15 protein-coding genes and 1 pseudogene are annotated in these 17,899 nt (G+C 63.7%); 13 read left to right on the forward strand and 3 right to left on the reverse strand.

The annotated features are described in order from the left end of the window. The first annotated feature begins 6 nt into the window (after nucleotides 1-6). The 10 genes and pseudogenes from FAZ69_RS16025 to FAZ69_RS16070 form a co-directional block, all read left to right on the forward strand. Entirely contained in the window at nucleotides 7-357 is a 351-nt protein-coding gene (locus tag FAZ69_RS16025; RefSeq protein WP_136896049.1) for a hypothetical protein, read from the forward strand. After that, nucleotides 354-1,640, forward strand: coding sequence for an APC family permease (locus tag FAZ69_RS16030; RefSeq protein ID WP_169708666.1), 1,287 nt, complete (start codon nucleotides 354-356; stop codon nucleotides 1,638-1,640). Before FAZ69_RS16025 ends, FAZ69_RS16030 begins: the two co-directional genes overlap by 4 nt. Then, the gene (locus FAZ69_RS16035; protein ID WP_136896051.1) at nucleotides 1,637-2,575 is read left to right on the forward strand and encodes a ferritin-like domain-containing protein; all 939 of its coding nucleotides are present in this window, start codon (nucleotides 1,637-1,639) and stop codon (nucleotides 2,573-2,575) included. Before FAZ69_RS16030 ends, FAZ69_RS16035 begins: the two co-directional genes overlap by 4 nt. 17 nt (nucleotides 2,576-2,592) lie before the next feature. After that, nucleotides 2,593-3,636, forward strand: a complete 1,044-nt coding sequence (locus tag FAZ69_RS16040; RefSeq protein WP_136896052.1) for an alkane 1-monooxygenase — start codon at nucleotides 2,593-2,595, stop codon at nucleotides 3,634-3,636. After that, entirely contained in the window at nucleotides 3,633-4,508 is an 876-nt protein-coding gene (locus FAZ69_RS16045) for a metal-dependent hydrolase (protein WP_169708667.1), read from the forward strand. The genes FAZ69_RS16040 and FAZ69_RS16045 overlap by 4 nt, the downstream gene beginning before the upstream one ends. A 37-nt stretch (nucleotides 4,509-4,545) precedes the next feature. Beyond that, nucleotides 4,546-5,166: a TetR/AcrR family transcriptional regulator gene (locus tag FAZ69_RS16050; RefSeq protein ID WP_136896054.1), complete on the forward strand. Its 621-nt coding sequence runs from the start codon at nucleotides 4,546-4,548 to the stop codon at nucleotides 5,164-5,166. A 177-nt stretch (nucleotides 5,167-5,343) separates the two neighbouring features. Further along, a complete protein-coding gene (locus FAZ69_RS16055) occupies nucleotides 5,344-6,510 on the forward strand; it encodes an HlyD family secretion protein (protein WP_136896055.1) in 1,167 nt (388 codons plus the stop codon). Between the two features lie 10 nt (nucleotides 6,511-6,520). Further along, complete coding sequence (locus tag FAZ69_RS16060; RefSeq protein ID WP_136896056.1) at nucleotides 6,521-8,131, forward strand: DHA2 family efflux MFS transporter permease subunit; 1,611 nt, start codon at nucleotides 6,521-6,523, stop codon at nucleotides 8,129-8,131. Nucleotides 8,132-8,209: 78 nt separating this feature from the next. Further along, nucleotides 8,210-9,685: an efflux transporter outer membrane subunit gene (locus FAZ69_RS16065; protein WP_136896057.1), complete on the forward strand. Its 1,476-nt coding sequence runs from the start codon at nucleotides 8,210-8,212 to the stop codon at nucleotides 9,683-9,685. A gap of 78 nt (nucleotides 9,686-9,763) precedes the next feature. Continuing rightward, nucleotides 9,764-10,165 (forward strand): annotated as a pseudogene (locus FAZ69_RS16070) (TetR/AcrR family transcriptional regulator); the annotation flags it as partial. Nucleotides 10,166-10,205: 40 nt separating this feature from the next. On the opposite strand, the gene FAZ69_RS16075 reads toward FAZ69_RS16070, so the two are convergent. Further along, entirely contained in the window at nucleotides 10,206-11,612 is a 1,407-nt protein-coding gene (locus FAZ69_RS16075) for a sensor histidine kinase (protein ID WP_136896059.1), read from the reverse strand. Beyond that, nucleotides 11,599-12,264, reverse strand: coding sequence for a response regulator transcription factor (locus FAZ69_RS16080; protein WP_136896060.1), 666 nt, complete (start codon nucleotides 12,262-12,264; stop codon nucleotides 11,599-11,601). Before FAZ69_RS16080 ends, FAZ69_RS16075 begins: the two co-directional genes overlap by 14 nt. A 142-nt stretch (nucleotides 12,265-12,406) precedes the next feature. Here FAZ69_RS16080 and FAZ69_RS16085 point away from each other — a divergent pair, with 142 nt between their 5' ends. The 3 genes from FAZ69_RS16085 (at nucleotide 12,407) to FAZ69_RS34355 (ending at nucleotide 16,427) form a co-directional block, all read left to right on the forward strand. After that, entirely contained in the window at nucleotides 12,407-13,450 is a 1,044-nt protein-coding gene (locus FAZ69_RS16085) for an ABC transporter substrate-binding protein (RefSeq protein ID WP_136896061.1), read from the forward strand. 78 nt (nucleotides 13,451-13,528) lie between these two features. After that, nucleotides 13,529-14,788 (forward strand): MFS transporter, encoded by a 1,260-nt coding sequence (locus tag FAZ69_RS16090; RefSeq protein WP_136896330.1) that lies wholly within the window; start codon nucleotides 13,529-13,531, stop codon nucleotides 14,786-14,788. Nucleotides 14,789-14,819: 31 nt separating this feature from the next. Further along, the gene (locus FAZ69_RS34355; protein ID WP_304571717.1) at nucleotides 14,820-16,427 is read left to right on the forward strand and encodes a methyl-accepting chemotaxis protein; all 1,608 of its coding nucleotides are present in this window, start codon (nucleotides 14,820-14,822) and stop codon (nucleotides 16,425-16,427) included. On the opposite strand, the gene FAZ69_RS16100 is transcribed toward FAZ69_RS34355, so the two are convergent. Beyond that, nucleotides 16,406-17,809 carry a GntP family permease gene (locus FAZ69_RS16100; protein WP_136896063.1) on the reverse strand — a complete coding sequence of 468 codons (1,404 nt, stop codon included), beginning with the start codon at nucleotides 17,807-17,809 and terminating at the stop codon, nucleotides 16,406-16,408. The two genes, FAZ69_RS34355 and FAZ69_RS16100, sit on opposite strands and share 22 nt — an antisense overlap. Nucleotides 17,810-17,899: the final 90 nt, after the last annotated feature.

Here is a 17,899-nt window from a genome sequence, read left to right on the forward strand (position 1 = left end):
AAGTCCATGCTTTCCGTATTGGAAAAATTCAAAATCGATGTCAATGCCAACGCCCAGATCCAGCGCATCGTCAAGGGCTGGAACACGGAAATTCTGCTGGAAGAAAAGGACGCGTCGGCGTCTTATTTCCTCGACGTCAAGGACGGGAAAATAGACAGCGTGCGCCAGTTCGAGAAGGGCAGCGACCCGGATCATCAGACGAAGATCGTCTGCGACCAGGAGATCATGCAAGGACTGTTCGAGGGCAGGGTGAACGCCATTCGAGCCAACAACGACGGCCTGCTGGAGATATACGGCGGCATGAGCGACCAGGTCAAGTTCGATGCGATCGCCATCATTCTATGGGGCATCTGTTGAAGCGCTTTTCCGAGCTGATCAGGCTGGTCGCGATTGCCATCGGCATGGCGGTTTCGATCACCTGCAATACCGTCCTGGCGTCGCTATTCGCCTATGTCGACATCCCGGCATTTTATGTGTCGCTCGTCGTCGCGGGCGTGGCGATGATCGTGATCGTGCTGTGCTTTGCCGAGCTGTCTTCCAAGTTCCCCGGCGCGATCGGGATCAGGGCCTTCACCAAGGCGGCTTTCGGCAACCGGTTTTCCCTGGCCGTGACGCTGTTTTACATCTGCATGGTCATGCTGATGGGAGGGCTGGAGATTTTCCTGTGTCACCTGCTCCTGCGGCAGCTGCTCCCGGGGACGTGGGCTATCGGGTTGCTTGTCTTCCTGCTCGCTTCGATCGTCGTCGTGAACCTGAGAGGCTATGAGTTGTCGATGCGCTTCCAGATCGTCATGGCATTGCTGGTGGTCTGCATGATGATCGGCTTGTCGATGATGGGCATGAACCCCGATGCGGTCTCGCAGCCCGCACGGAGTCATAGCGACTGGCTGCACAGCGTGCCCAGTGCGTTGTTTCTCTTTGTCGGGGTGGAATGGGCCGTGATGCACGTGACTCGGCACGACGCGTTCAAGCGAACCCTGCCCCAGGCGCTGGTCGTCTCGGTGCTGCTTACCGGCGCGCTATATGGCCTGCTCGGCTCGGCCCTGGGCTCGCAGTTTTCGATAGACCAGATCCCGCTGTTGAAATTGCCGCACCTGGAGTTGGCCAAGAAGACGCATGCCCAGTCCGCGATTCTCGTCGTGACCTTATTGAGCCTGTTTGCGATGTTGACCAACTTCAATGTCGGTCTTTCCGGTGCGGCGCGCATGCTTTACAGCCTGGCCCGCGAGGGCGAGATTCCGGTCTGGTTCGCCAAGCTGCAGGGCAAAAGTCTCGCTCCGCAAAACGCGATTCTTTTTATCAGCGCATCCGTGATCGCCGCGGTACCGATCATGGCCAGCGACGCGCTCAGCGGCTATATCAGTCTATTGCTCGGGCTTCATCTCTGTATCGTCTACGGTTTCGTGCTGGTCGCCTGGCTGCAATTGCGGAGAAAAAAGGATCGGCGAGGCATTCAGCTTCCCATATCCCGCTACGTCGTCACGCCCGTCTTCCTGCTGCTGGCGGTGATCGTCGTTGGCGCCTTCGTGGACGTAGGGAGCTCCGCCGTCAAATTGATCCTGCTGGCCGAAGGCCTCGTTATCTCCGCCATTTGCATTAATCCGTTCAGTCGTCCCATTTCTATCAAGACTCCCAAATGACCGATGTAATTGCAAGCAATTCCGAGCTGATCGAGACTCCCGCCGGCAGCGAGGTAATGGAGAAATTTATTGCCGACGGGTGGAATCCGGATCGCTTCGACATCCAGAGCTGGCTGGAGCGCACCCCCTGGCGCAATCTGAAGGGGACGAAGTACGGAATCGACCCGGACCAGGCGCGGACCCATTCGGCCGTGCGCGACGACCGTCTCGTGAATCAGATCTACAAGCTCGATATCGCCACCTTCCTGACCGCGGAACGCGTGTCCTACTTGGGCATTTCCAAGCTGGTCGGGCATTCGCCGGACGAAGCGTCGGCTGTTTTTCTCGCCACGCAGACGGTCGACGAGGCCCGGCATTACGAAATCTTCAGTCAGCGCCTCGCGGAGTTCGGCGTGTCGCCGCAACAGCGCGACCAGATGATGCAGGACGTGACGACGAAGGAAATGCGCAAGTTCTATGACCTGATCGCGGAGCAGGTGGACAAGGGGGACTTTGCTTCCGCGATGATGGCGCACAACATCGTGCTGGAGGGCATGGCCTATCCGATCTACCGCTACGAATCCGCGTATTGGTCGGCCTTCGATCCGTCGTTGACGCAGCTGATTCGCGGCGCGTTTGCCGACGAAGTGCACCACGTCAAATTCGGCGAAGCGATCATCAAGCGCTATACCAAGCTCGGAGACGAGTCGCGCAACCGGATGCTGCGTCTCGCGGGGGAGTTCCATCAACTGATGACCGACGTGTTCGAGGCGACCATCCAGCACTACATCCACTTGTACCAGCTGGTGGCGAACGAATACATGGATCTGATCGGCGGCATCGAGATTTTCCGTGGCAAGACCATGCGCGATGTGTCCGAGGTCGATCAGGTCAGGATCTTGCTGAGCGAAATCCAAATCGAGCATCAAACCCGCATGCAGCGGATAGGACTGTAACGGCTAGGAGCTCTTGCATGTCCCGATACATTGCCTTTTTTCTTCCGGCGCTCGTCAACTACGCGGTCTTCTGGTGGCTGCCGCACGCCGGCGGCAGAATCGATTTTGCCTATGCGACGCTGTTGTTTATCTTCGTGGCGATTCCGCTATTGGATCTGCTGCCGAATCCGATGATCGGGGAAGACAAGCGGCCCTCGTGGCACAGAGCGGTTGCGGAAAAGGTCATTCCCGTATTGAGCCTGCCGGTGCAGTTCGGGAACGTCTTTTTTTTCGCCTGGTATATCCACGGCAACGCCTTGGGCGTCCTGGATACGCTGATCGTGCTGCTGACGGCCGGAATCCTGTCGGCGCTTTACGGCCAAAACCCTGCGCACGAATTGATTCACCACCGCACTCGCTTCGAGCGAGTCGTCGGGATCGCGCTGTTCTCCACCAGCTTCTATACCGGGGCGAAACTGGCCCACTTGCACAGCCACCACGTGCTTGTCGCCACGCCGCAGGATCCGACCTCGGCAGGCTATGGCAAGACGCTCTATCAGTTCCTGCCTGGCGCGATTGCCGTGAATCTGTTCGGATGGTGGGGCGGCGACGAGGGAAAGAATGTGCGGCAGAGCCGGAAAATCGTTGTCGAGAATATCGGCGGATATCTGGCCAGCGCTTGCCTCGCGCTGCTCATTTTTTATGGCTTCGGCATCAAATCCCTGGTGTTCTTTGTTCTGCAATCGTTCTTGAGCATCCTGGTTCTGGAGATGATGAACTTCATCGGACACTACGGCCTTGAGCGGAAGTCGAGCGTTGCCGGCGAACGAGAGGTCATTTCGGAATGCCATGCCTGGGATTGCGACATGTGGTTCAGCAACCTGGTCCTGATCAACGTGCAGAAGCATTCCGATCATCATCTTCATCCGAACAAGGAGTACTCGGAACTGAATTGCACGAAGAACAGCCCGCGCCTGCCCTTGAGCTATCCCTTGCTCTTTCTGCTGACCTTGGTGCCGTCGCTGTGGCGCCATGTCATCCATCCGCATCTCGATGCCTATCGGGCGGTTCAGAATCCATGAACAAAACATACAGCCATACTCCGGTTCCGCTCGACTTTCCGGTGCCGGAATTCGATTTCGCCGGCTGCGATGCTCGGAGGTGGAACGGCGGGTCAGCCGTCAAGAGCCACTTCTGGAACACCTTCTCCAGCCTGCTGCCGAATATCGAGTTCTGCGCGATCGTGACGCTGCTGCCGATCGTCAAGCGCATCGACGACGCCAAGCTCAACATGGAGACTTCCCAGTTCTGCCGGCAGGAGGGCGAGCACGGCAATGCGCACTCGAGATTCAACGCGCAACGCCTGCACCCCGACTATCCGTTCTTGACACGGATGGAGTCGTGGGAGCGCTCGCTGTTCAAGCGCCTTTCGATATGGCTTCCCTTGAACTGGAATCTGGCCTTGTTCGTCGCGGTCGAGCACTGGACCGCCGCGTTTTCCCATTTCGGCCTGCAGCGGCCGGACGACTGGTTTTCGGAGTGCGACCCGACGATGTTCAGCTTGTGGGAATGGCATGCGGTCGAGGAGCTGGCGCATAAGTCGGTGTGCTTCGATATCTTTCGATATTTCGGGGGATCGTACTTTTCGCGCGTTGCCGGAATGGTGCTGTTGCTGGCGCTCATCATGCTGCCGGGCATATTCGCGAGAATGGCGTATCTCTTCTGGAAGGACGGGATTTTTTTCAAGCCGGCAACCTACAAGGGACTGTTCTCGTATTTGTTTTCCCGGACCGGCGTCCTGAGGACGACCTTCCTCGATTTCCTGGGATATTTCAGGCTCGGATACAACCCCTGGAATCTCGACAGCAGGCCTTTGATCTCGGCCTGGGAGAGCAGGAATCCGGTTGCGTCGTCCGTATCGGCCCCCCAGCCGGCCTCGTCGCCGGATAAATAGTTTGCCGTATATAGCACGGGTGTGCTAAATTTCTCGCATGAGTACATTGACCCGTAAAAGCGAAACCACCTTCGCCTTCATTGTCTCGGCGGCGCTCGAGATGGCGGCGGCCGAGGGTATCGGCAAATTGTCGTTGGGCGAAGTGGCGAAGCGCCTGGGAATCAGCAAGAGCGGCGTCTTCGCTCGGGTCGGTTCGCTCGAAGCGCTCCAGGAGGCGGTGCTCGACGAATCCGACCGCCGCTTTTTCGCCGAGGTGTTCCAGCCCGCCTTGGCGTTGCCGGCGGGTTTGCCGAGGCTGGATGCGATGGTGGCGGGATGGATAAAGCGGGCCGCCGACGCCGATTCGGCGGTCGCCTGCATCTATACGGCCGGCGCCTTCGAATTCGACGATCTCGACAGCCCATTGCGGGAGCGTTTGCAGGAGGGGGTCGTGCGCTCGCGCGCGGTCATGCGGCGTACCGTGCTGCAGGCGATGGAACTGGGGCATCTCAGGCCGGATACGGATCCCGAGCAGCTCGTATTCGAAATCTCCAGCCTGATCGTAGGCTTGATGCACGAGGTTCGCTTCATGCGCGATCCGAGCGCCGAGCAGCGCATGAGAGGCGCTTACGGTCGGCTCATCGCGACCTATAAGAGCTTGAGTTATCAAGGTAATTAAGCCCGTCCGGTTTCGCCGGGCGTTTTTTTGGTCACATTTAGCACACGTGTGCTAAATGTGGCGGTAGTAGGTCTTTACTCAGAGATTTCATCGGATCGGTAACGGTTGCCAGCCTCGTCGAGGCGCCCCGCAATACTCCCCGGCCTTGCCGGAATTACTCAATTTTTGGAGCGTCATATGTCAACTTCGCGCACGCAAACAGAGCCGGCGTTCACCCCTGCCGGCGTCGCGAGATCCCCGGCCGTCTCGCTTGTCGAGCCGTCCCAGCCCGAGCCGTCGGCCAAGGCGCCGCCCAACCGGCGCGTATTGATCATCGCAGCCCTCTTTGCGATGGCGGCCATCGGGGCCGGCGGCAGGATGTGGTGGAAGAGCCATTACTTCGTCGAAACGGACGATGCGTATGTGGCGGGCCATGTTCATCCTGTCTCGACCCGGATCGCCGGTGTCGTTTCCGCTGTGCTGATCAAGGACAACCAGACCGTTCGCAAGGGCGACGTGATCGCGGAGCTGGATCCGGCCGATCAGCGCGTGAAGGTGGAGCAGATCGAGGCGCAGATCGGCACGGCCGAGCAGCAAGTGATCCAGGCCGATGCCAGGATCGCGCAGGCGCGGGCGCAGGCCAACGGCGCGACGGCCCAGGTGGCGCAATCGGCTGCCGAGCTCCAGCGGGCCAGGCAGGACGCGGATCGCTACGGCCAGCTCTACAGCACGCAAATGAAGGCGGTCTCGAAGTCGGAATTCGATGCCGCGAACGCGAAGCTCGCAAGCGCCACGGCCGATCTCTCGGCGCGTCGTGACAGCGTGTCCGCGGCGCAGGCCCAGATCGGGGCGGAACAGGCGTCGCGCGACGTCATCAAGGCGCAGATCCAGGTCTTGAAAGCGCAGCTGAAGGAAGCGCAGCAGCAGCTCGCCTACAACCGCATTGTCGCGCCGGTCTCGGGACGCATCGGCAAGCGCACGATCGAAGTGGGCATGCGCGTGGAGCCGGGGCAGCAATTGGCGGCGATCGTCCAGGAGGACGTGTGGGTCGTCGCCAATTTCAAGGAAACGCAACTGGAGGGCCTGCGTTCGGGACAGCAAGTTGAGGTGAAGGTCGACACGATGCCGGACAAGCCGCTGATCGGCCGCATCGACAGTTTCGCTCCGGGGTCCGGCGCCCAATTCGCGCTGCTTCCGCCCGACAACGCGACCGGGAATTTCACCAAGATCGTGCAGCGCATTCCCGTCAAGATCGTCCTGCGTCCGGAAGACATAGCGGCGCTGGACGGGCGTCTGGTGCCGGGCATGTCCGCGTTGGCCGAAGTGAAGCTCAGCCAGCCGGAACACGCCAAGTCGGCAAGCTAGGAGCGGCGTCATGACGAATTCAGTGCAACTCCGGACCCCGGCCGCCGCCGCTGCGCCGCCGGCCGGCGGCGTTCGAATCGAGCCGCGCACGTGGGTCGCCGTCGCCGCCGTCATGTTGGGGGCGTTCATGGCCGTGCTCGATATCCAGATCACCAATTCCTCGCTGAAGGACATTCTCGGCACGCTGTCAGCCACGCAGGAAGAGGGGTCATGGATCTCGACCGCTTACCTGGTTGCTGAAATCGTCGTCATTCCGTTGACGGCCATGTTCCGCCGTGTGTTCGGAATGCGCGCCTACATCATGGGCACCACGGCCCTGTTCCTGCTGTTTTCCACGCTGTGCGGCGCGACCTGGAGCCTGCACAGCATGATCCTGTTCCGGATGCTGCAGGGTTTTGCAGGGGGCGCTCTGATTCCGATGGCGATGATGATGGTCATGGAGAAACTGCCGGCATCCAAGCGCTCGACCGGCCTGGCCATGTTCGGCTTGACCGCCACGCTGTCGCCGTCGCTGGGCCCCACTTTGGGCGGCTATATCAGCGACATTTACGGCTGGCCCGCGATCTTCTACATCAACTGGGCCCCGGGTCTGTTGCTGATCGCCGGCATTGCCTATGGCCTCGACCGCGAGCCCATCCAACTCAGGAAATTGCTGAGCGCCGACTGGATCGGCATCGGCTTCATGGCGGTGGGCCTGGGTTCCCTCACCGTATTTCTGGAAGAGGGCAATACCAACGACTGGCTCAATTCCTCGTTCATCGTCACGTTCGCGGGACTGGCTATCTTCGGCTTGTTGGGATGGGTCGTCACCAGCGCGGTGCGCAAGAACCCCTTCGTCAACCTGGGCCTCTACGGTCAGCGCAACTTTTTCGTCTCCGCCGTATTGTCGGCGGTGACGGGGATGGGGATGTACGGTTCAGCATTCCTGCTGCCGCTGTTCCTGGGGCAGATCGCCGGCTACACCCCGATGCAGATCGGGGAGGTCATCATGTGGGCCGGTGTGCCGCAGTTCATGATCATGCCGGTTGTCGCCAGGATCTCCTCGAAAGTCGACAACCGCATCTTGTGCTCCATCGGCCTTGCGTTGTTTGGTACCTCCTGTCTGATGAATTCGGGGATGGACGCGACCACCGGCTACGACCAGCTGTTCTATTCGCAGATCGTGCGCGCCGCCGGCCAGCCGTTCTTCATGGTGACGCTCGCCAATTTTGCGATGCAGGGCATCGCGCCGCGCGACGTGCCCTCCGCCTCCAGCCTGTTCAACATGATGCGGAACCTGGGCGGCTCGATCGGGATTGCGCTGTTGGCGACCGCGCTGACCAATCGCGAGCACTTCCATTCGGCCAGGCTGGGGGAAGCCATTTCGCTCTATTCGGGCGCCACGCAACTGCGGCTCGAGCAGTTGACCCGCGCGTTCGTCGCGCGCGGCGTCGATCCGGCGACCGCGGCCAACCAGGCGCTGCAGGCCATCGATATCGGGGTGCGCAGACAGGCCTACGTGATGGCCTACAACGACGGCTTTTTCGTCATCGGGCTGGCCCTGCTCGCGTGCATCGGCGTGATCTGGCTTGCCGACAGATTGACGGCGCCTTCGGAAGCCGGCGCGGAAGCGGGTCACTGATGATCCGTCAGTCGCTCGCATCTTCTTCTGCCTCGGGCGGACGTCCCTCATAACACTCTTGAAGCAACTCATACGGTGATGACGATACTGAAGCACACGATTTGCATTGCGCTCGCGGGCGCCCTCGGGCTGATGGCCGGCTGCACCACGGTAGGCCACGACTTTGTCGCGCCGCAGGGTGCGACCGCTCCGGCCTATCGTTATGCGGCGCAGAGCGGCGCGCCGTCGGCGGCGCGTCTGCCCGCAAACTGGTGGACGGTGTTCGGCGACGGCACGCTCGATGGCCTGGAGCAGCGTGCGCAGCAGGACAGCCCGAGCCTGAAGGCCAGCGCCATGCGCCTGGTTCAGGCGAAGGCGCAACTCGGCAATGCGAAAGCATCCCAGCTGCCTTCGCTCGACTTCGGCGCTTCCGCGGAGCGGCTGCGCGATTCGCGCACCACCCCGGTCGCGCAGGCGCTGGACGGCACCTTGATCAGCGGCAACCAGATCACACTGGGTCTGTCGATGTCGTACGAAGTCGATATCTGGGGGCGCGTGCGGCGTCTCGTCGAATCGGCCGATGCGCAACTGCAGGCCGCCGGATTGGACCACGACGAGGTCGCCCTGCTGCTTTCCACGCAGATTGCGAGCACGTACTGGCAACTGCGCGGCACGCTGGTCGAGGTGGCCATCCTGCGCGATGCCGTGGCGACTCGGCAGGAGTCGCGGAAATTGGTCGATGCCCGTTTCGAGCACGGCTTCACGAACGAGCTCGACGTGTCGCGCGCGACTGTCGAATTGGCCAATGCGCAGGCCGATTTGCGCGATATGGAGCGTCGGCGCAATCTGCTCGAAAACCGTCTGGCGACCTTGATCGGCGCCTCCCCGTCTCAGCCGTTGATCGCGGAACAGGCCGGTCCGCTGCCGGAGCCGCCATCGCTGCCGGTCGGCTTGCCCGCCCAGCTGTTGTCGCAGCGCCCCGATCTGGCGCGCAGCGTGGCCTTGCTTCGCTCGGCGAACGCGCAGGTGGGGGTGGCCGAAGCGGCCTTTTATCCATCGGTGCAACTGACGGGAAATTTCGGCTACGCCTCCACGACGTTGGCCCACTTGGTCGAAGGCAATTCGCGCCAATTCGAAATCGGGCCGCTCGCGCTGTCGTTGCCGATCTTCGACGGCGGACGCAATCGCGCCAATCTCGCCTTCTCCAAGGCGCGCTACGACGAGGCGCTGGCCGATTACCAGCAAGAACTGCTGACCGCGCTGCGGGAAGTCGAGGACGCGTTGTCCGACAGCGAGCAGCGTCAGCTGCAGGCCAAGGCGCAGGCGCCCGCGCAGCAGGCGGCGGCCCGCGCCTACCAGGTGGCCCTGGCCCGCTATCAAAAGGGGCTGTCGAGCTATCTGGACGTCACGGATGCCCAGCGCAGCGCGCTGGCGGAGGACCTTGCCGCGTCGCAGATCCATACGCAGCGTCTGCTGGCCAGCGTCGCCGTGGTGCGGGCTTTCGGCGGAGGCTGGCAGTCCGAGCCGGCGGGTACGGGCACGGCCGCGAGCGTTCAGCCCTTGGCCATGCGTTGATCGGAATCCGCTTTTGATGCCCTGGTGTGATCAGGCTCGGCTCGTCGATCGGATCGGCAAGCCGGGCAACGTGCCCACATGAAAAAACAGCGACTGACACGCGAGCAGAGCAGGGAGCAGACGCATCGACGTCTGCTCGACGCCGGGAAAGAGATTTTCGTGAAGAAGGGATTCGTCGGTGCGAGCATCGAAAGCATCGCGGAAGCGGCGGGTTATACACGCGGCGCGTTCTATTCGAATTTCTCCAGTAAATCGGAGCTGTTTCTCGAGTTGCTCAGGCGCGACCACGAAGCGATACAGGCCGGCTTGACGAGCGCCTTCGAAGGCGAGGCGTCCACGGAAATGACGGCGCATGAACTGTTGTTTCGCAATGGGCCGAGCCGGGAAAGCGAGAATTCCCTGCTGTGGATCGAGGCACGCTTGCTCGCGGCGCGCGATGCCCGCTTCCGCGAATGCTTCAACGCATTCCTGCGCGAACGTTCGAGAAGCTGACGGTGTGCATCGGGTTTCTTCGGCGCGATCAGCGATTGCCGCCGTCCTGTACCCGCGGAAACGCCAGCGTCACGGCAAACCCTCCCGCGCGAGGGAACGCAAAACCGACGCGCCCGCCGTGCGCCTTCATGACCTCCTGCACGATCGCGAGCCCCAGGCCCGAGCCCGTGCGGCGTTCCGTGCCGTCCGCGCCGAGCCGCTGGAACGGACGCAGCGCCGCCTCCCAGTGCTCGCGCGGAATGCCGGGACCGTTGTCGGTCACGGTCAGCGTCACGGCGTCGTCCGACGTCGCGACGCTGACGCCGATCTCGTCCGCCTTGCCGTGCAGCAGCGCGTTATGCAGCACGTTCGAGAGCGCTTCCTGCAGGCTGATCGGATCGCCGGCGATTGAGGCCTGCGGCGCATCGCTTTCGAAGGCCACTTGCACGTCGCGTTCGCCGGCGAGCGGGATGGTGCGGCCGAGCACTTCCTTGGCGAGGCCGACGAGCTCCACCGGCTGCAGCGGGACGGCTTCGGTGCGATGGGTCACCATCGCGTGGTTCAGCAACTGCCCGGTGAGCCGGCCGACGTCCGAGCACGTCGCGCGCAGCGCATCGAGACGCGCCGCATAGCGCGCGGGATCGGTCTCGCCGTTGAGCAGCTCGATCTGCGCGTCGAGCCGGGCGAGCGGCGTGCGCATCTGGTGTGCGGCGTCGGCGATGAAGCGCTGCATCGCCGTCATCCGCTCCGCGAGGCGGCGCAGCAGGCCGTTGATCGCGCCGATGATCGCGTCGATCTCGCTCGGCGTGCCGGCCGCGACGGGCCGCAGGTCGGCGGGGTCGCGCGCGGCGATGATCGTCTCGATCTGCGCGAGCGGGCGCAGGCCGTGCCGGATCGCGAGGCCGCTCGCGCCGATCGCGAGCACGCTCATCAGCAGGATCAGCGTCCATACCTTGAAGCTCATGTCGTTCGTCAACTGCTGCCGGGCGTGCGTCGTCTGCGCGACCGTCACCACGGCCCAGCCCGGCGTGCGCTCCTCCGGCATATAGCGCGCGATGGTCGCCATCCGGATGCGCTGCCGCTGATAGGCGCCGTTGGCGAACTCGGGCCCTTGCCGTCCGGCGGCGGCGCTCGCGGGGCTCTGAAGGTCTCCGGAGCCCGCCACCACGACGCCGCGCGAATCGACCACCTTGTAGTAGACGAGGTCGTAGCTCGACAGCGTCGAGAGCGCGGCCACCGGCGGATTGAGCGCGAGCACGCCGCCCTGCACGTAGAGGTTCTCCGCCACCTGGATGGCCGCGCCGGCGAGAAGCTGGTCGTAGGCGCGCTCGGAGGCGACGCCCGCGTAGTAGCGCGCGATCACCGCGAGCGCCGCCGCGCCCGACGCCACGACCAGCGCGATGAACAGCAGCGTGCGGCCGAACAGCGTCTTCGGAAACCAGTCAGAGCGTCGCAATCTGATACCCCATGCCGCGCGCGGTGCGAATCTCGACCGAGCTGCCCTGCAGCTTCTTGCGCACGCGCGTCACGTATTGCTCGACTGCGTTCGCGGTCGGCTCGTTGCCGAAGCTGAAGAGCTGGTTCAGCAGTTCCTCTTTCGAGAAGATGCGCTGCGGACGGCTCGCGAGGATTTCCAGCAGCGCGAACTCCTGGCGCGAGAGCGACAGCGGCTTGCCGTCGAGTTCGGCGAGCCGGCTGCTGCGGTCGATCGCGAGACCGCCGAGCTTGACGAGGTCGTTGGCGTGGCCGCTGTTGCGCCTCAGCAGCGCTTGCACGCGCGCCTCGAGCTCGCGGTAGTCGAACGGCTTGACGAGATAGTCGTCCGCGCCGAGCCCGAGGCCGCTCACGCGGTCGTCGATGGCCGAGCGCGCGGTGACGAGCAGCACCGGCGTCGTGCAGCCTGCGGCGCGCAGGTTGCGCAGGATCGCGAAGCCGTCCATCGCGGGCAGCATCACGTCGAGCACGACGAGATCGAAGCGTTCGACGCCAAGCAGGCTGTTCGCCGTCGCGCCGTCCGCTTCCAGGTCCACGGCGTGCCCGAGCCGCGCGAGGCGGCTTGCAATCGCCGCGCCGATTTCGGTGTCGTCCTCTACAACCAGAATGCGCATGATGCCGTTCCTGCCGATCTGTTCATCAGTTCGATTGCGGGTTTTCCCGGGGAGTCGATGTCAGCATTTTCTCAGACTCGCTCGATAACCTTGCGAAGCATGGACCATGCGGCGACGCATTAATAGCACAGGAGACCACGACATGCAGCAGGGGGAGGGCGGCGGACGCCATCGCGCGAAGCCTTCGCCGCGGCGCCGCGCGCTCATGGCGGCGGGCCTCGGTGCGGCGTTCGCGCCTGCTCTCGTGCGCTCGTCGAATCCGCGGACGGTGCGGATCTCGAAGGGCTACGGCCTGCTGTATTTGCCGCTGCTCGTGATGGAGAAGGAGCGGCTCTTCGAGCGGCATGCCGCCCGGCAGGGGCTGCGCGGCGTGAGCGTCGAGTGGGTGCTGCTCGATGGGGGCAATTCGGTCGACGATGCCGTGATGGCCGGCACGCTCGACTTCGCCGCCGCCGGCGCGCCCGGCTTCATCGAGCTGTGGGCGCGGGCGCGCGGCATTCCGAACGTCGAGGTGATCGGCATCAGCGGCCTGTCGACGACGTCGCTCTCGCTCAACACGAACCGGCCGCAGATTGCGTCGCTTGACGACTTCACCCCGTCCGACCGGATCGCGGTGCCGGGCATCCGCACCTCGCTGTCGGCGGTGGTCTTGCAGATGGTCGCGAGCAAGCTGCTCGGGCCGCAGCATTTCGCGCGCTTGGACTCGATCACCGTCAACCTGCCGCATCCGCAGGCGATGCAGGCGCTGATCCGGCGCGAGAGCGGCGTCACCGCGCACTTCACGTCGCCGCCGTTCTCGACGCTCGAGTTGCGGCAGCCGGGCATCCATCGGGTCGTCGATTCGATCGACGTCCTCGGTCCGCTGACGCTCGACGTCGTGTTCGCGCCGAAGCGGCGGGTCGACGCCGAGCCCGCGCTCGCGACGGCATTCATCGGCGCGCTGGACGAAGCCAACCGCCTGATTGCCCACGACCGGCAAGCTGCGGCGGCGATCTATGTCGCCTCGTCGAGCGTCGGCGTATCGCGCGACGACGTGATGCAAGTGCTCGCCGCGCCGGAAACGCGCTTCTCGGTGTGGCCCGAACTGCTGATGGACTACGTCGAATTTCTTTACATGGTCGGCACGATCAAGGCGAAGCCGCGCACCTGGAACGAGATGTTCGTGGCCATGCTCGGCAAACCGTAGACGACCGAAACCCCGGAGGAGTCTGTAGTGAACACCGCATCAACCCCTGAAACCCAATCCGCGGAAGAGCGGCACGTCATGTCGAAGATGGCGCGCCGCCTGCTGCCGATCCTCGTCGTGATGTTCCTGATCTCCTTCATCGACCGGCAGAACGTCGGGTTCGCGAAGCTGCAGATGGTGCATAGCCTGCATATGACCGAGGCCGCGTTCGGCCTCGCATCTTCGCTGTTCTTCATCGGCTATCTGCTGTTCGAAGTGCCGAGCACGCTCGCGCTGCATCGCTTCGGCGCGCGCGTGTGGCTCGCGCGCATCATGCTCACGTGGGGCGCGATCACGGTGCTGATGGGCTTCACGACCTCGATGCCGGTGTTCTGCGGCCTGCGCTTCGCGCTGGGCGTCGCCGAGGCCGGCTTCTATCCCGGCGTCATCTATTACCTGACGCTGTGGTTTCCGCAAAGCTATCGCGCGCGCGTGCTCGGCATCTTCACGCTCGGCAGCGCGCTCGCCAACATGCTCGGCTCGCTCGTCGGCGGCTGGCTGCTGAGCCTGAACGGCGTCTGGGGCCTCGCGGGCTGGCAGTGGGTGTTCATTGCGACGGGCATCCCCGCCGTGCTGGTCGCCGTCACGGTGTTCAAGCTGCTGCCGGCGTCGTACCAGGAGGCGCGCTTTTTGGGCGAGCGCGAGAAAGCGGTCGTCGCGGCCGCGCTCGAGCGCGAGAAGCCCGCGCACGCCGAGCACGCGCAGCCCTGGAAGGCGCTGCTCGATCCGCGCGTGATGCTGTTCGCCGCGACCTACATGCTGATGTCGACGTCGCTCTACGGCGTGACCTATTGGCTGCCGACGCTCGTCAAGTCGTTCGGCGTATCGAGCAGCACGAACGGCATGCTGAGCATGCTGCCCTGGGCGCTGTCGGTGTTGCTGCTGCTGTACCTGCCGGCGAAGCTGCGCCGCGCGAAGAGCATCCTGCGGGCGATCGCGATCGTCGCCGCGCTCGGTGCGCTGGGCTTCCTGCTGAGCCTTGTCCTGCCCTCGACGCCGCTGCGCTTCGTCGCGCTCGTGCTCGGCGGCGCGTGCATTCCGCTGCTGTATCCGTGCTTCTGGTCGATGCCGCCGCGCTACTTCACCGGTGCGCGCGCGGCGGCGAGCGTCGCGGCGATCAATTCGATCGGCAATCTCGGGGGCTTCTTCGGCCAGAACCTGATGCCGTTCGCCGGGAAGGTCACGGGAACCGCGTTCGGGCCCATGATCGTGCCGATCGTGTGTCTCGCGGTGCTCGCGCTGGGCGCCCTTGCCGCGTGGGCCCGTTCGGAACGCGCGATAGCGGCCGTGACGGCTTGAGGGAGCTTCGACCATGACGTTTCTGCGAAACATGAGGGTCGGCACGCAACTGGCGGCGGGGTTCGCGTTGATCGGCTTGCTGTTGCTCGGGCTGGGCGTGGGCTCGCTGGTCGAAGTCCGCGGCGAGAATGCGCACGTCTCGCAGTTGCGCGACAACTGGCTGGGCGGCATGCGAGCCAGTCTCGAGCTGAGGGACGCGCTGTCCAATCTTCGCTTGTCGGAGTATCGGCTCGCCGCGGCGTCATCGGTCGCCGATGCGCAAGCGGTCGACTCGCGCATGCCTCCGCGCATCGCAGCCTACGACCGCGCCAATGCCGACCTTCAAAGGTTCGTCTCCGAGCCTGAAGAGACCAGCGCGTATGGGGAAGTTCAAGCCTTGATGCCCCGCTACATGGAGCTCGATCAGCAGGTGCGGAGCCTGGCGACGCAGGGACACATGGATCAGGCGATGACGGTCCTGAAAGGCGGCTCCGGGCCCATTCGGGATGCCATCGACAAAGACATCCAGACGATCGCGAAATTCAACGAAAAGGGCGCGGCTCGGGAGGGCGCGGCGGCCGAGTCGGCGTATCGCGGCACGATCAGGTTGGTGATCGTATTGATCGTCGTGGCCGCGGCTTGCGCTGGCCTGTTGGCAACGCTGATTTCGCGATCGCTGATCAGGCAGCTCGGCGGCGAGCCGCGCGAAGCCGCCGAGATCGCCAATGCGGTCGCCAGTGGAAATTTGCGCGTTGCGGTGCCGCTCAGGCCGGGCGACGACAGCAGTCTGATGCATTCCCTCAGCGCCATGGAAGCGCAATTGATCGGGATGGTCCGGCATATACAGCGTTCGAGCGAGACCATCTCCGTCACCGCCGGCGAGATTGCCCAAGGCAACGCCGACCTCTCGCAGCGCACCGAGCAGCAGGCGGCTTCCCTCGAAGAAACCGCCTCGACCATGGAGCAGATCACGAGCACCGTCAGCCGGAATGCGGACAATGCAAAGCTCGCAAGCGGCCTGGCCGGCTCAGGCTCGGAGGTCGCGCAGCGCGGCGGCCGCGAGATCGGTCAGGTGGTTTCATCGATGCACCGCATCTCGGGCAACTCGACCCGGGTCACCGAGATCATCGGTGTGATAGAAGGCATCGCTTTCCAGACCAACATCCTTGCGCTGAATGCCGCGGTCGAAGCGGCACGCGCGGGAGAGCAGGGGAAGGGCTTCGCGGTTGTCGCGGGCGAAGTGCGCGCGCTCGCGCAGCGTTCCGCCGACGCGGCGAAAGAGATCAAGGAATTGATCACGGAATCGGTCAGCCAGATCGAGGCCGCGTCGGGACTGGTGGAAGACGCCGGGCGCACGATGACCGAGATCGTGACGTCGGCCGGAAGAACGACGAACATCATGAAGGAAATCGCTTCGGCCGCCGAAGAGCAAAGCACGGCCATTGCGCAGGTCAATATCGCCGTCACGCAGATGGATCAAGTCACGCAGCAAAACGCGGCATTGGTCGAGCAGGCTTCCGCGGCGGCTTTCTCGCTGGCCGAGCAAGCGGCTCAGTTGCGTGAGGCGGTGGCCGTCTTCAGTGTCGATGCGCGTGAATCTCCGCTGATCAGCCACGAGCGGTTGACTCATCCCTTCCCTCAAACCAGCCCAGTCGCGTAATAAACCGCGATCACGAAGAACACGGCCATCGTCTTGATGACCGTCACCGCGAAAATGTCGCGATACGACTCGCGGTGCGTGAGCCCGGTGACGGCGAGAAGCGTGATGACAGCGCCGTTGTGCGGCAGCGTATCCATCCCGCCGCTCGCCATCGCCACCACGCGATGCAGCACGTCGAGCGGAATCTGCGCGGCTTGCGCACCCTTGATGAAGAGATCCGACATCGCCGCGAGCGCGATGCTCATGCCGCCCGAGGCCGAGCCGGTGATGCCCGCGAGCGAGCTGACCGACACCGCGGCATTCACGAGCGGATTCGGAATGCTCTTGAGCGCGTCGCCGACCACGAGAAAGCCCGGCAACGCGGCGATCACGCCGCCGAAGCCATACTCCGACGCCGTATTCATCGCGGCCAGCAACGCGCCGGCGACCGCCGCCTTGGTGCCTGCCGCGAAGCGGTCCTGCACGCGCCCGAACGCCGTGACGACCACGAGCAGAATGCCGAGCAAGAGCGCCCCTTGCACGGCCCACACCGCAACCACCGATTTGATCGTCGCCGAAACGGGCGCGTGCACGCCGGGCAGCACGTCGGGCGTGACCGTATAGGTGCCCGTGCCGTACCAGGCCGGAATCCACTTCGTGAGCGCGAAGTTCGACACGCCGACGAGCACGAGCGGCGCGATCGCAAGCAGCGGATGCGGCAGCTCGGCCGCTTCCACGCGCTCGGGCTCGTTCACGAGCGACGTGCCGTAGCCCTCGCCCTTGGCGAGCGCGGCGCGGCGGCGCCAATCCAGATACGTGAGGCCGACCACGATGATGAACACCGAGCCGATCGTGCCGAGCCACGGCGCGGCCCATGCGGTCGTCTTGAAGAAGGTGGTCGGGATGATGTTCTGGATCTGCGGAGTGCCCGGCAGCGAATCCATCGTGAACGAGAACGCGCCGAGCGCGATGGCGCCCGGCATCAGCCGCTTCGGAATGTTGCTTTGCCGATAGAGCTCGGCGGCGAACGGGTAGACCGCGAACACGACGACAAAGAGCGACACGCCGCCATAGGTGAGCAGCGCGCACACCGCGACGATCACCGCGTTCGCGCGCGAGCGCCCGATATAGCGGATCGCGGCGGCGACGATGGACTCGGAAAAGCCGGACAGCTCGATGACCTTGCCGAACACCGCGCCGAGCAGGAACACCGGAAAATACAGCTTCACGAAGCCGACCATCTTCTCCATGAAGATGCCGGAGAACACGGGCGCGACGGCGGCGGGCTCGGTGAGCAGCACGGCTGCCAGTGCGGCGATCGGAGCGAACAGGATGACGCTGTAGCCGCGGTAGGCGGCGAACATCAGGAACGCGAGGGCGGCGAGGACGATGACAAAGGACATTGAGTCTCCTGTTTGTGAACAGCTATTGCCGGAGACCCGCATGCTACAAGCCTTTCAAGACACGTGCATTGATAAGACTGTGTCCGGGAC

The organism is Trinickia terrae, from assembly GCF_005144415.1.
In the GTDB taxonomy this organism is placed as follows: domain Bacteria; phylum Pseudomonadota; class Gammaproteobacteria; order Burkholderiales; family Burkholderiaceae; genus Trinickia_A; species Trinickia_A terrae.